The sequence below is a fragment of the Levilactobacillus lindianensis genome (assembly GCF_003946095.1).
Lineage (GTDB): Bacteria > Bacillota > Bacilli > Lactobacillales > Lactobacillaceae > Levilactobacillus > Levilactobacillus lindianensis.
On the sequence record NZ_RHOD01000023.1, the window covers coordinates 1 to 13,412 of the forward strand.

The following is a 13,412-nucleotide window of genomic DNA, read 5'->3' on the forward strand; positions in this document are numbered from 1 at the left end:
ATACCGTGGTGAAGCCGCTTGAGTAAAGACGCTAAAATTATAGTATTTCATCTGTCAACTTGACAGGGACTAGTACAATTGATTTTACAAGGGGTTTTCTCGTTTAGTGAGTTAGTAGCCGTAGCCTGTGTTGTTGACGTTACTGTTATCGTAGCCACTGCCATCGGTCGTCCCATAGCTGGTATCCGTGGTGCCGTAAGCCGAGGTATCGGCGTCGGTGGTAAAGTTCTTGGTTTCCGACAACTCCAGGGTCTTACGGATGTGGTTAGAAATCTTCTTTAATTCTTCGTTGGTTGGCACTTGGTAGGAAAGGCCATCAATCATCGCGTCTTGCCCCTGAAGGGTTTCGGACTTGATGTGGTGGGAGGCATCTCCGTACTTGGCCCGAATCTGCATCAGGTCATCAAATGTCAGGTCGGTCTTGAGGTTTCCGTTGAGGGAAGTCAAGATTTGTTGGTAACGGGTGATAGAGGTCAGCCCAGCAGCCTTAACGACCAGCTTCTGGAGCACTTGTCGTTGCCGTTTCTGGCGACCATAGTCTCCTTGAGGATCCTCGTGACGCATCCGTGAGTAGGCTAAGGCTTGTTTCCCATTTAAGTGGGTTGTCTTGCCCTTGACCACGTTAGCCGTACCATATTGGAAGGTTAACGGTGGCTTGACGTCGACGCCATTGACGGCATCGACCATCTTCTCCAGGCCTCCCATGTTGACGATGGCATAAAAATCAATAGGGATGTCCAGCAGGTCTTCAACGGTCTTCACGGCCGTCTTGGCACCACCAATCGTGTATGCCGCGTTAATCTTTTGAACGCTAGCATTGGCTCCAGAGCCCACGGTAACCCGAGTGTCCCGGGGGATACTCGTTAGATAGGCCGTTTCCTTAGTCGGGTTAATCGTGGCTACCATCAGCGTATCGGTCCGGCCCATGTCAGAACGACCCAAAGCCCCGGTGTCGGTTCCCATCAGGAGAATTGAAAACGGTTTGTTCTTCTTGAGAACTGCGGCCACGTTACGACTCTTGGCGGTGTTAGATGACTCGTAGGTTTGACTGAAGGTCTTCTTGGCAGACCCCCAGGCGTGATACCCATAGGCGAGCCCCCCACTAATTAGAAAGAGTATCGTGAGTACGATGGTCCACATCACAGGGCGGTGCGGATGAACCTCGGGAGTTTTAAAGTGTGAGTGTCGATCAGAACGGCGATCGTAGACTTGTTCGAAGTCCTCTGGAGATCGTTGCCGTTTGTTTCCGTTATTATTAGGCATATTATTTCCTCATCCTCATTAAAATCTTTTTCCATTATAAACTGGTCTGTGGCGTAGCGGTACCGCCAGTCATTGATTTAATCAGATTTTAAAGTTCCGTGACCAGTTTGACTTGTGGCCTCAATTAATTCATTACACCACAAAAATAGTTATTCGTAAACGGGTGGAAGAACGTGCCAACATTTCAGAAATGTTGACAACTGGTAAAACTGGCAACATTTCCGGGCGTGTCAAGGTAGCAGAGATCCTATTGGAATCAGCGTTGAAACCGGTTACGAATCTGAGGGAATTGCTTCTTATGCTATAATAAGCAACGTTACTTAAGAAACAGTTATTTTTTTGAAATGGCAGGGAGGTTACCGTATGGCCGTCTTTATCAGAAGTGTTTCAGGCGTGCTGATTATCCTGGTGATGATTGGCTTAGGTTACGTGCTGTCTCGCCGAGGCTGGTTTGATGACCAGGCGCCAAGGCTGATTGCCCGGTTGGTGACGCAGATTGCCTTACCCGCTTATATGATTAGTACGATTACCGCCAAATTTTCGGCAGCAACCCTGAAGGCGACACTGCCGGACCTTCGCTTTCCAATCATTTCCATGACGATTATGTTTGGGTTGTCGATTGTGGCGTTTCATTTATTTCGAATTCACGGGGAACATCGCGGTTTGTTTGAATCGATGTTCCTGAATTCCAACACGGTGTTCGTGGGCTTACCAGTTAACGAAGCGCTGTTTGGATCAAAAAGCTTGCCCTTCGTGCTAGTGTATTACATGGCTAACACGACCTTTTTCTGGACGTTGGGGGTCTACCTCATCCAGCGAGACGGAAAGGATCAAGCCAAATTTAATCTGAAGGATACCTTACAGAAGATTTTTTCACCGCCCTTATTGGGCTTTATTTTTGGGGTTATTCTGGTCTTACTGAATATTCAGCTACCTGCGTGGATCATGCAGGATTTCCAGTATGTGGGCGGTCTGACGATTCCGTTGTCCATGATTTTTATTGGGACAGCGATTGCCGGGGCCGGTTTGCAGAATATTCGGATTGATCGTGATAGCCTGGGAATTCTGTTGGGCCGATTTATTATTGCCCCAACCCTGATGGCTTTTCTGGTGATTCCGACCGGGTTACCGGTCCTGATGAAGCAAGTCTTTATCTTACAGGCGGCCATGCCCGTCATGACCAATGCTCCCGTCGTGGCTAAACTCTACCGAGCGGATGCCGACTATGCGGCAATTATGGTCACTGAGACCACGCTTCTGAGTCTAGTGGTAATTCCAATCTTAATGGTTATTGTTCAGCAAATTGTCTAGTTGTGTTTGCACATATTATAAGGAGGAACTAGTTTCGTTTTGAGAAAAACCATGTTGTACATCGCTTTTTCAACGCTAATGTTCAGTTCGATGGAAATCGCCTTAAAGGCCGCTGGTGGGGCGTTTAATCCCATTCAGTTGAACCTGATCCGGTTTCTCATTGGGGGAATCGTCTTGCTGCCAATCGCCTTACGGGCGCTTAGCAAACAGCAACACCATTTGACCAAGGCGGATTGGGGCCTGTTCTTCCTGACTGGATTGGTCTGCGTCATTGTTTCAATGACGCTGTACCAGTTGGCCATCACCGTCGATGAGGCGTCGACCGTGGCCGTACTCTTTAGCTGTAATCCAGTATTTGCACTTATTTTCTCGTACTTAATTCTGCACGAGCGTCTCGGTCGAGCGAACTTGATTGCCGTCGTCGTTTCCATTATTGGGTTGATTGTGATCGTTAACCCGGCGCACCTGACGAATCCATTAGGGTTAGTTTTGGCGATTAGCTCTGCTCTAACCTTCGGACTGTACAGTATTGTGTCCCGGTGGGGATCTGTTCGCCACCACTTTAATGGGATTACCATGACTTGCTTTACATTCTTGGCCGGCTCATTGGAACTCTTTGTCCTGATGATGATCACCCACATTCCCGCCGTTGCTGGGGGAATGCGTCAGGTTGGTTGGCTCAGCAACTTCGCTGCCTTGCCAATCTTGAAGAACATCAGCATGCAATACTTCTGGTTGCTCTTCTTCATCGGGGTTTGTGTGACCGGTGGGGGATTTGCCTTTTACTTCCTGGCCATGGAACGTTCCGACGTCTCCACGGCATCGCTGGTCTTCTTCATTAAGCCAGGACTGGCCCCCATCATGGCAGCTGTACTGATTCACGAGCACATCTTGCCAAATACGATTGTGGGGATTGTTATTATCCTGATCGGTTCCGTGATTACCTTCATGGGGAACCGGGTCAAGGCTCGCGAATCGCAATTGGCAGAACAAGATGCCACCGTTCCAGCCAGCGATTTTCAACAGTTGCCCACGGCTAAGGCCGATCAACTGGAAGCCAAGCTTGAAGCCGATTTGGAAGCTAAACTTGAAGCCAAGATGGATGCTAAACGTGATCCATCGTCGTTGGATTAAATTTGATTAGATGGAGGATCTGAGGTTATGCCTCGGGTCCTTTTTTGTTTATGGTGGTGAAACGTGCGCCAACAGGCAGCTGGCAAGCATTAACCCCGTAAGCGGAAAAATCCAAGGTCGGGATTTTTTAACTTACGACGTTAATGCTTGCCAGCTAACCGCCTGTTGGCGCACTCTTACGTGAAAACTGACACAAATTCGACGATTCTCTAGGAACGCTATGTTATGATAATCCGTGAGAGTAAGAGCAGAGAAAGGGAGAATGATGATGGCAACGTTAGTCATCCTACGGCACGGCGAGAGTGTCGCCAACCGAGACAATATCTTTACAGGATGGAGCGACGTCCCACTGACAGCTAAGGGGCGCCAGCAGGCACTGGCTGCGGGACAACTCGTGGCACAGACCGGCTTGCGATTTGGTGCCTTGCATACCTCGATGTTGCAACGGGCCATTGTGACCGCAAACATTGTGTTAGAGGCGATTGACCAATTGGCGATTCCCGAATACAAGTCTTGGCGACTCAATGAACGCCACTATGGGGCCTTACGAGGGAAGAACAAGGCGGCAGTGCAGGCAAAAGTTGGCGAACGTCAGGTGAAGATTTGGCGGCGAAGTTTTGAGACCGTGCCACCACTCTTGGATCACGTGGTTCAGGATCGACGTTATGATCAGTTTGGTCCCCACACAGAGCCCTTGGGTGAAAGCCTTGAGATGGCCTATGACCGTCTGATGCCGTACTGGGAGGACCAGATTGCGCCACGTTTACTGGATGGTCATAACCAGCTGGTCGTGGCGCATGGGAGTACCTTGCGGGCCCTCATCAAGTACCTTGATCGGGTGCCGGATGCTGATATTAGCCAGGTTGAGGTCGCTAATGGTGAACCGATTCGCTATGATTTCGATGACCGGTTGCGGATCAAACGTAAATTAATATTGTGACGATTACCTTAACAAAAGGATAAGTTAATAAGGTCGGACTAAACAATTGGGAAAAACGATTGTATTTGTCCGGCCTTTTCGTATAATCAGATTTAGGAGTTGGGAACAGAGGGGAAGTCAGGGGAAATGAATAAAAGAAATTTGGGCCACTGGGCAATTTTAATGTCTGTCATCGTGGTCATTATTGGGGCAGTTTCATGGATGCACGTCATCGATGCAAACGATAAGAAGCAGGTGGCGATTAGCAACCAACATCATGCAGAAAAAACTAAAGATGCGATTACACGCTACGCTCTGAAGAGCCAGATGGATCGCCGAAATAAGGTCACTCAGTATGACCGCAAGAATCTAGGAGAGAAGAATCCTGTCTTTGCGGCTAAGCTGACCAAAGATCTACAGGCTAAAAAGTTTGTCGGATCAGCCATTGTTGTCAAAAACAATCACGTGGTTTATCAACGGGCCTTTGGCTGGGCTAATATCAAAAAGCAACATAAGAACAAGGTTACATCACAATTTCTGATCAACTCCGTCCAGAAATCATTGACTGGTGCTTTGGTGATGCAAGCCGTCGAAAAGGGCCAGATCAAGTTATCCGATCATTTGAGCAAGTACTATCATATTAAACACAGTAGTCATGTGACGATTCGCCAGATGTTAAACATGGAGGGCGGAATCAGCGGTAAGCTCGTACCTGGAACTATTTTGACCGAACCTGCCGTTTACAAGTATGCGAGTCAACAGGCCATCATCAAGAAGAAGCAGATCAAACAGTTCCATTATCAACCGATTAGCTATGTTTTGCTTGCTGGGATTCTGCACAAGGTGACGCACCAGTCTTATTACCAAGCTTTTTATCAGGACATGGTGACACCGTTGGACCTCAACCACACCGGCTTTAACCAGATTCGGAAGATTACGCCACACATGACGTTGGGTTATGGTGGCATGGAACCCGGTCAATACAAGGAACCCCACGCACCGTTGAAGGCGACAACGGCGGTTCAGGTCGCTACCGGGAACGTCATCATGAGTACCGGGGATGCCTTCCAAGCAGAACGTGCGGTCATTCAAGGAACCACGTTGGATAATCCAGCCGGGGCTCAGGTCTTGCATCAAGCCGGCCAAGCCCGGCACTATACCGGCGGTTTGTATCACCTCGATAACATCGGGTATTACAGCCACGGGATGGGGGACGATTACGAGAGTACGGTTGCCATGAGTAAGGATGGCAAGTCAGGTGTGATCTTCTTATCAAACAACTTCGTTAAGAAGGCCATGTTCCCTCGTTGGTCGACGGAACAACTGGCTATTCAGACCTTCAGAGACATCAATGGCATGAAGGTCGTCAAGTAGAGTCGGCTCAAAATTTAATTGCAACAAAAGGTCGAAAGCGCTGGTTTTCGGCCTTTTTGGTGCAACTTAAAACGTTTTACCAGTCGCTTTCAGTGGCCTGACGGGGTGTTGGGGCCTTTTAATTGTTCAAGGATTGTTGTATCATTAGTTAGTTCTAAAAGTTCGTTAACTAATTCACTTATTACATAGATAGGAGTGTCGTCAGATGGGTGTTTCTGTTAGTTGGATTGGGGCGTTAATTGGGTTAGCCCTTGCCATTATTTTAATTTTACGTAAGTTGAACCCGGTCTATTCGCTCTTACTCGGAACAATTGTGGGGGCTCTGATTGGAGGAGCTAACCTCGTTCAGACGGTAAACATCGTGGTTACGGGATCCCAGAGTGTTATGGGGACTGTTATTCGGGTGTTGGCCGCCGGGGTCTTTGCCGGAGTCATGATGGAGTCTGGGGCCGCTAATGCGATTGCCCGGGGCATCGTCAACAAGTTTGGTGAAAGCCTCGCGATTCTTTCACTGGCTTTGGCTACGATGATTATCACAGCCGTGGGGGTCTTCATTCCCGTTGCCGTCTTGATCGTTGCGCCAATTGCCCTGGAAGTTGGGAGTCGGATGAAGATTTCAAAGCTGGCTCTGTTGGTTGCTCTTTCCGGTGGTGGTAAGGCGGGGAACATTATCTCACCAAACCCTAACACGATCGCAGCCGCTCATGGATTCAATATCGAGTTGAGTCAATTGATGGTTGCGGACTTTATTCCAGCGGTCTTTGGTTTGTTAGCAACTGTCTTGATTGCCACGATGTTACGCCATCATGGGTCAATCGCCACCATGGCGGATGTTCAGGCTAACCAAGAACAAGGCGCAACTACACCAACCGATTTGCCTTCGTTAAAGACGGCGATCGTGGCGCCAGTGCTTGCAGTTGTTCTGTTACTGCTGAATCCAGTTGGCAATATTTTACACATTAGCATTTTGGAAAAATTTGAAGTTGATGCGATGTATATCTTACCAATCGCTGGGTTGGTTGGGATGTTGGCCATGCACCAAGGGAAAAAGGTCCTGGCGTACACGAAGTCAGGGATGGCACGGATGACCGATGTTGTTTTAATTCTGATCGGTGCCGGGGCTATCGGGGGCTTGATTACTACCTCGACGTTGCCAGCTGCTATTGTGCACTTAATTAAGATTTCCGGGATTTCCGGAACCTTCTTGGCACCAATCGCCGGGATCTTGATGGCGGCTGCTACGGCATCTACCTCAACCGGTGTTATCTTAACGACCGGATCATTTGGTAAGGCGATCTTAGCCTTTGGTACGGCGCCATTGGCTGCTGCTGTCATGGTCCACACCGGTGCTACGGTGATTGACCACTTGCCACAAGGGAACTACTTCCACGTGACGGCCAACGCCATGAACATGTCGCTGAAGGAACGGATGAAGTCAGTTCCTTACGAAACGGCAGTTGGGTTAACCATGACGATTGTCGGAACAATTATGTTTACCCTCTTCTAGACACGACGGAAAGGATGAAGTTTAAATGAAATTTGTCATTGCCCCCGATTCTTTTAAAGGTAGTTTGACCGCGAAGCAAGCGGCAGACGCCATTTATGCCGGTTTGAAACGGGTCTTCCCGGACGCCGACTATGAACTGGTTCCGATGGCCGACGGTGGGGAAGGCACGGTGCAATCTTTGGTCGATGCAACCCACGGGACGTTGAAGACCGCATCTGTCTTGAACCCGTTGGAAGAAACTGTTGAGGCCCAATACGGCTTACTGGGTGATGGTCGGACGGCCGTGATCGAAATGGCCGCGGCTAGTGGGATTCAATTCGTCAATGAACAGACGAAGGATCCCTTGGTTACGACGACCTATGGGACTGGCCAATTGATGCTGGACGCCATGCATCACGGTGCCCGAGAGATCATCATTGGGATCGGTGGTTCAGCCACGACCGATGGTGGCCAAGGGATGGCGGAAGCTCTTGGAGCGAAGTTTCTCGATAAAGACGGTCAACCTATCAAACGTGGGGGTGGCGGTTTAGCCGACCTCGCTAAGATCGACGTCTCTGGTGTCGATCCACTGGTTGCCGAGACGAAAGTCCGGATTGCTTCGGACGTGACGAATCCGCTAGTTGGACCTAAGGGTTCCGCTGCCGTCTTTGGTCCACAGAAGGGGGCCACGGCTGAAACGATTCCCGTGTTGGATCGGAACCTGGGTCACTACGCGGCGATTATTAAGCGCGACCTGGGCAAAGATCTGGCAGATTATCCGGGTGCCGGTGCTGCCGGTGGCCTGGGTGCTGGCTTGCTGGCTTTTACCCAATCCGTGATGGAAAAAGGTGTCGAGATTGTGGTTAAGGAAACTCATCTGAAGGAACGGGCCGCCAATGCGGACTACGTCTTCACGGGTGAGGGGGCCATTGACTTTCAGACGCAGTACGGCAAGACCCCAATGGGGACGGCACTGGCTGCTAAGGAAGCCAGCCCGCACGCCAAGGTAATCGGCTTAGCCGGCAACGTCGGCGACGGGATCGACCAACTTTATGATCTGGGCATTGACGCGATCTTCCCAATCCTGCCAGGGGTTGTCGACCTGCCAACGGCCATCAAGACCGGTGAGGCAAACCTGACCCGGACCGCAGAGAATATCGCCAGGGTATTAAAGTAAAGAGTGGGCCAGCAGGTGGTAGTCGGCGAGCATTAACGTCGCTAAGCTGATAATCCTGGTTTTGGATTATTGGCTTAGCGGGGTTAAGCGGAACCGACTGCCTGCTGGCGCACGTTTCGACCACATAAATTCAAAAAATTTCCAAAACAAAACCGCCTCCCAAAATCATGGGAAGGCGGTTTTTAATTACAGTTAAAGTTCTAAACCTTAAGCTAAAGCACCCATTGGATCCCAAGGAGCCAAGACCGTTGGTTCTTCAGTTTCCTGAGTCTTCTTTAAGTCGTCAGGCAGGAATTGCTTGTTCACAACGACTTGGTAGCAATACTCGTCCATCCAAGCGTCGCTCATGACGAAGTAACCCTTTGTGCCGACCTTTTCACCCCAAGAGTTTTCAACTTTCCACTTGGTAGGTTGGCCATCGACTAAGTCGACACCAGTCAGAACCATGGCGTGAGTCATCATGCTTTCCCCGTAGTCCAGGCGTTCTGCCTTGGTCGTGGAGAAGTCAATGTTGAAGAGGGCATCCTTGTCGTAGTACTTGGTGTCCATGATCCCCTTTTGCCGTTCTGAAGATTGACCAACGTCACAACCGAACCAGACGGATTGACCCGCTTGGAGTTGCTTGATGGCCAAGGCCTTGAAGTCCTTCATCGTGACGTTCAAGTGCTTGACTTGACGGCCGTTGACCACGTTACCCAGCATTTCAACCGTGTAGGTGTGGTTGTATGGCTTGTCAGCAGTAGGGGCGTTGATGATGGAGACGTAATCGGACAGATCCCAGTCGACATACTTGTCGAAGAAGGACTTAGGGGTTAAGCCCTTGTCGATGTGGTAGTTCTTGTCATTGTCGCGGTATTCGAAATCAAATTTGCTAACGGGTTCGCCGAGTGAGAAGCTCAGTAAGCGGTAAACTTCGCCGAGCATCTTGTCTTTAGCGGCGGCAATGTCAGCATCGCTGGTCTTGTCGGCAACTAATTTCCGTAATGTCACGGCATCCTTGCGCAACTTCAAGTTCAACGTGCTGTTAAGTTCGCTAGACTTGGAACTGTTGTAGGTTTCAGGCATAACGGACTTAGGCACGATCCCGTATTTTTCAATGATGGCACACAGCATGTCCCATTGACCACCGTCTTGTTGTGGGGTAGCCATTAAGAAGGCCACCTTACGGCTAGATGTTGGTTGGTCGGCAGTGGCCAAGACGTTTTCGTAGAAGTAGTTGGCTTTTTCGAATTTGTCCCAGAAGTTAGTGTAGTTTTGGGATAACTCAAAGTCACTCAAGTTAAACAGGTCGGCTAAATGATGACGCATGGTGTTCAATGCGGCAAACATCCAGCAACGGCCACTTTGTTTTTGGTTGGCAACTTTCCCGGTATCCAAATCAATGGAGAAGACGGGAGTCATGTCGGTTTCAGAAGCGTAATCGGCAGAGGTTGCTAAGATTCCTTGATGGCTGACGGCGCGTTCTAAAACCTTCGCGGTGGGGTCAGTAGCTAAAGCTTGTTGATAACGGGCGGTTTGATCCGCCGTAATTTCTTTACTCAATGACGTCACTCTCCTAACTATTCTCTCATTGTACCCCAATCTTCTCATTTTTTGTATAGGTGAGTTGAAAATTCAATTGACAAGGCACTTGGAACCGTTCATATTGAAGGCGTTATGCACAAATAATGTTGGAATTATGAGAGGCGGGGCGCCAATGTTCAGTGGGTCAGGTACCGGCATCACACTCATTCGATTTGCCGTCGTTTTCTTTTTGGGAGCGGCCGTGGGGGAATTTGTTTTTGGGCGAAGTCATCAACATCTTTAAAAAATGAATGGATTCAGATCAAAAGGGCCCCACAATACAGTTGGTATTGTGGGGCCCTTTCTAAAATTTAGAGATTGACGCCCAATGCCATTAGGCTAGTCGTAGTTGAGGTGCTTGTCTTGGTCCAAAGCGTTAATTTCAGCAATTTCAGCGGCAGTTAAATTAAAGCCGGAAATTTCGAAGTTTTCGCGAACCCGGGCTGGTTTAGAGGACTTAGGGAAGACCACGAAGCCGGTATCAATTTGCCACCGTAAAACGATTTGAGCGGGTGACTTACCGTACTTGTCAGCCAACTTAGCAATCACGGGGTCCTCAAGAATCAAGTGGCCGTGGCCGATTGGGGAGTACCCTTCGTTGACCAGACCGTTGTCCGTGTCGAACTTGCCTAATTCGGCTTGAACCTTGTAAGGGTGGCGTTCGATTTGGTTGACCATTGGCTTCACCTTAGCCATGGCAAAGACTTGGTTGAGTTGGTCTTCGGAGAAGTTGGAAACCCCGATAGCCCGAACCTTCTTTTGTTGGTAGAGGGTTTCTAAGGCGCGCCAAGTGTCCAAGGTCAGGTCGAAGTTTTCTTCATTTGGCCAGTGAATCAGGTAGAGATCCAGGTAGTCTAACTGTAAGTCGGATAACGTTTGGTCAAAGGCGGCCAAAGTCTTGTCGTACCCTTGGTCAGCATTCCAGACTTTGGATGTGATGAACAGATCGGAGCGGTCAATGCCGGAAGCCTTGATGGCTGCCCCCACGGCAGGTTCGTTGCCGTAAATGTGGGCACAGTCGAGATGCCGGTAGCCAGCATCTAAGGCCGTCTTGATGGAGACTGGGACGTCCTTACTATCGATCAAGTAAGTCCCAAAACCTAACATTGGGATGGTAACGCCGTTACTTAGTTGTGTCGTTTCCATGTGATTACCTCGCTATATAATTATTTTTAAAATCACCGTACGTTTATCTATGATACACTGCCGGGCGAATAGTTTCAGGGATTGTCCCTTGGCGACTGCGCAACAACTAACGATGAATGGTGATGTATCACAAGCCGATGGTCCAGAATTCTTTTAGTCATCGCTGTTTAGTATCACAGAGCGGTTCTGACAAAAATCACCCACGCAATTCCGTTAGGAGAATTGGTGGGTGATCGTTAGATCATAGTCAAATGAGATTTAGTCGCGGGCATTCAACACTTCTGGGCCATCTTGACGGCCGACGATAACCGTGTTGACCGTGTCCAAGAACAGCCCGTGTTCCACGATACCAACGATACCATTTAAGGTATTGGCCAATTCGTGTGGGTGATCGATACGGCCCAGGTGCAGGTCGATGATGTAGTTCTTGGAGTCCGTCAAGACGTGGCTACCGTCTTCGTTCATCCGGAAGGCCGGGTGTAAGTCCATCTTGTCTAACTTTTCCAGAACGTGGCTGGAACCGAATGGGATGACTTCCAGAGGTAGTGGGAACTTACCTAAGTGGTGAACCATCTTGCTTTCATCAACGATCCACATATTCTTCGTGGAGTTGATGGCAACGATCTTTTCCCAGAGGTGAGCGGCACCGCCGCCCTTGATACCTTGGAAGTTGTCGTCGATTTCGTCGGCACCGTCGATGGTTAAATCAAGGTGGTCAACTTCGTCCAACTGCTTGATGGTAATCCCCAGAGATTCGGCTTGCTTAGCGGAACGGTCAGAAGTGGCAACCCCAACGATGCTGAGGCCTTCTTCCTTGACGCGCTTACCTAAGGCGTCAATCATGTAGCGAACGGTCGAACCGGTTCCGATTCCGAGAATCATGCCATCTTTAACGTACTTGACAGCTTCTTGGCCCACGAGGGCTTTTAATGCGTTTTGATCCATGCTGAATTACTCCTCTTCTGTGTGACGTAAATTTAAGGCAACTGGTTGGACGGCGGTCGGCCCCGTTACTGGGAGCTGATGAGCCGCCAGTAAGTCGGGAACGGGATGTTGCGAGAAGTAGCGCTTGGCGTACGGATCCAGGACCTTGACAGTGACATCGTTGTCCCGCGCCAATTCAACGAAGCGGTCAATCAACTGCTGCGCAACGGTTGAAACGTCTTGAGAGGGGTGAACAAAGAGTTGTTCGAGAACCCAAGATGTGGGGCTTAATTGAAGGTAGTGTAGGCTCGCAATTAACTGTCCGGCAGACGTGATCGTTAGCCGTCCAGGATGTTCCGTAATGGTCATGCGTGACTCCTTTCCAAACCAGGCTTCCCCTCGATTTTGGTCTATCCACGCCGGCTTGTCAACTAATTTTGGCCCACGAGACGATTTTACTGGTAATCAGGGAGAAAGGTGTTTACTCTGGTAACAGAGTGTCAAATACAGACTATAAGAAGAGGAAGTGCCAGTATGCAACGGGGATTTGAAGTTGTCAGTAAGTACGCCAACCAGGGAGTAAAGTTACCCTACCGGACGACCCAACAGGCCGCCGGTTATGATTTCGAATGTGCCGAAGACTTTACGCTACCGTCAATTTGGCGACATGATCTTTTACATGCCTTCAAACGGCTGCGTCACCGAGAGACGTTGACCACAACCGAACTCATGGCGGGTCAGAGTGACTTAAAGCCTTGGCTGGTGCCAACGGGGATCAAGGCGTACATGCAGCCGGGCGAGGTGCTCATCTTGGCCAACCGGTCGAGCAATCCACTCAAACACAACCTGATTCTGCCAAATGGGGTCGGAGTGATCGATGCCGACTACTACAATAACGAAAAAAACGAAGGGGAAATCTTTGTTCAACTGGTGAATACTGGCTTAAGTGACGTCGTGATCAAGAAGGGCCAACGAATCGCTCAGGGGATTTTTATGCCGTATTTGTTAGCGGATGATGAACAAGCGCCACAGCAACAACGAACCGGTGGATTTGGGTCTTCTGATCGTAACTAATTCTTTAGAAAATGGCCTAACGGACTAGTGGGGGATTGCCC

At 49.4% G+C, this 13,412-nt stretch carries 12 protein-coding genes; 7 read left to right on the top strand and 5 right to left on the bottom strand.

All coding sequences use genetic code 11. The features are described 5' to 3' along the window. Positions 1–111: 111 nt before the first annotated feature. Complete coding sequence (locus tag EKM70_RS08875) at positions 112–1,263, bottom strand: LCP family glycopolymer transferase (protein WP_125547141.1); 1,152 nt, start codon at positions 1,261–1,263, stop codon at positions 112–114. Positions 1,264–1,626: 363 nt separating this feature from the next. Here EKM70_RS08875 and EKM70_RS08880 point away from each other — a divergent pair, with 363 nt between their 5' ends. The 6 genes from EKM70_RS08880 (at position 1,627) to EKM70_RS08905 (ending at position 8,664) form a co-directional block, all read left to right on the top strand. After that, positions 1,627–2,574: an AEC family transporter gene (locus tag EKM70_RS08880; protein WP_125547143.1), complete on the top strand. Its 948-nt coding sequence runs from the start codon at positions 1,627–1,629 to the stop codon at positions 2,572–2,574. 39 nt (positions 2,575–2,613) lie between these two features. Continuing rightward, positions 2,614–3,708 (top strand): DMT family transporter, encoded by a 1,095-nt coding sequence (locus EKM70_RS08885; protein ID WP_125547145.1) that lies wholly within the window; start codon positions 2,614–2,616, stop codon positions 3,706–3,708. Positions 3,709–3,976: 268 nt separating this feature from the next. Then, entirely contained in the window at positions 3,977–4,648 is a 672-nt protein-coding gene (locus EKM70_RS08890) for a 2,3-bisphosphoglycerate-dependent phosphoglycerate mutase (RefSeq protein WP_125547147.1), read from the top strand. Between the two features lie 126 nt (positions 4,649–4,774). Continuing rightward, positions 4,775–6,001 (top strand): serine hydrolase domain-containing protein, encoded by a 1,227-nt coding sequence (locus EKM70_RS08895; RefSeq protein ID WP_125547149.1) that lies wholly within the window; start codon positions 4,775–4,777, stop codon positions 5,999–6,001. A 205-nt stretch (positions 6,002–6,206) separates the two neighbouring features. Further along, the gene (locus EKM70_RS08900) at positions 6,207–7,508 is read left to right on the top strand and encodes a GntP family permease (RefSeq protein WP_125547150.1); all 1,302 of its coding nucleotides are present in this window, start codon (positions 6,207–6,209) and stop codon (positions 7,506–7,508) included. A 25-nt stretch (positions 7,509–7,533) separates the two neighbouring features. Then, positions 7,534–8,664, top strand: a complete 1,131-nt coding sequence (locus EKM70_RS08905; protein WP_125547152.1) for a glycerate kinase family protein — start codon at positions 7,534–7,536, stop codon at positions 8,662–8,664. 207 nt (positions 8,665–8,871) lie between these two features. Here the strand turns inward: EKM70_RS08905 and EKM70_RS08910 are convergent, their stop codons facing one another. From EKM70_RS08910 to EKM70_RS08925, 4 genes are all read right to left on the bottom strand, one after another. Beyond that, positions 8,872–10,206 (bottom strand): C1 family peptidase, encoded by a 1,335-nt coding sequence (locus EKM70_RS08910; protein WP_125547154.1) that lies wholly within the window; start codon positions 10,204–10,206, stop codon positions 8,872–8,874. 360 nt (positions 10,207–10,566) lie between these two features. Further along, positions 10,567–11,373, bottom strand: coding sequence for an aldo/keto reductase (locus tag EKM70_RS08915; RefSeq protein WP_125547156.1), 807 nt, complete (start codon positions 11,371–11,373; stop codon positions 10,567–10,569). A 258-nt stretch (positions 11,374–11,631) separates the two neighbouring features. After that, positions 11,632–12,318, bottom strand: coding sequence for a ribose-5-phosphate isomerase RpiA (gene rpiA, locus EKM70_RS08920; RefSeq protein ID WP_057877376.1), 687 nt, complete (start codon positions 12,316–12,318; stop codon positions 11,632–11,634). A gap of 6 nt (positions 12,319–12,324) precedes the next feature. Then, a complete protein-coding gene (locus tag EKM70_RS08925) occupies positions 12,325–12,666 on the bottom strand; it encodes a GNAT family N-acetyltransferase (RefSeq protein ID WP_125547158.1) in 342 nt (113 codons plus the stop codon). A gap of 165 nt (positions 12,667–12,831) precedes the next feature. On the opposite strand from EKM70_RS08925, the gene EKM70_RS08930 reads away from it, so the two are divergent. Beyond that, on the top strand, positions 12,832–13,371 hold the full coding sequence (locus EKM70_RS08930) for a dCTP deaminase/dUTPase family protein (protein ID WP_057878091.1): 540 nt from the start codon (positions 12,832–12,834) through the stop codon (positions 13,369–13,371). Positions 13,372–13,412: the final 41 nt, after the last annotated feature.

Coding starts and splice junctions, on each gene's coding strand:
- EKM70_RS08880 (WP_125547143.1), top strand. CDS start 1,627: ATGGCCGTCTTTATCAGAAGTGTTTCAGGCGTGCTGATTATCCTGGTG.
- EKM70_RS08900 (WP_125547150.1), top strand. CDS start 6,207: ATGGGTGTTTCTGTTAGTTGGATTGGGGCGTTAATTGGGTTAGCCCTT.
- EKM70_RS08890 (WP_125547147.1), top strand. CDS start 3,977: ATGGCAACGTTAGTCATCCTACGGCACGGCGAGAGTGTCGCCAACCGA.
- EKM70_RS08915 (WP_125547156.1), bottom strand. CDS start 11,373: ATGGAAACGACACAACTAAGTAACGGCGTTACCATCCCAATGTTAGGT.
- EKM70_RS08895 (WP_125547149.1), top strand. CDS start 4,775: ATGAATAAAAGAAATTTGGGCCACTGGGCAATTTTAATGTCTGTCATC.
- EKM70_RS08930 (WP_057878091.1), top strand. CDS start 12,832: ATGCAACGGGGATTTGAAGTTGTCAGTAAGTACGCCAACCAGGGAGTA.
- EKM70_RS08875 (WP_125547141.1), bottom strand. CDS start 1,263: ATGCCTAATAATAACGGAAACAAACGGCAACGATCTCCAGAGGACTTC.
- rpiA (WP_057877376.1), bottom strand. CDS start 12,318: ATGGATCAAAACGCATTAAAAGCCCTCGTGGGCCAAGAAGCTGTCAAG.
- EKM70_RS08905 (WP_125547152.1), top strand. CDS start 7,534: ATGAAATTTGTCATTGCCCCCGATTCTTTTAAAGGTAGTTTGACCGCG.
- EKM70_RS08925 (WP_125547158.1), bottom strand. CDS start 12,666: ATGACCATTACGGAACATCCTGGACGGCTAACGATCACGTCTGCCGGA.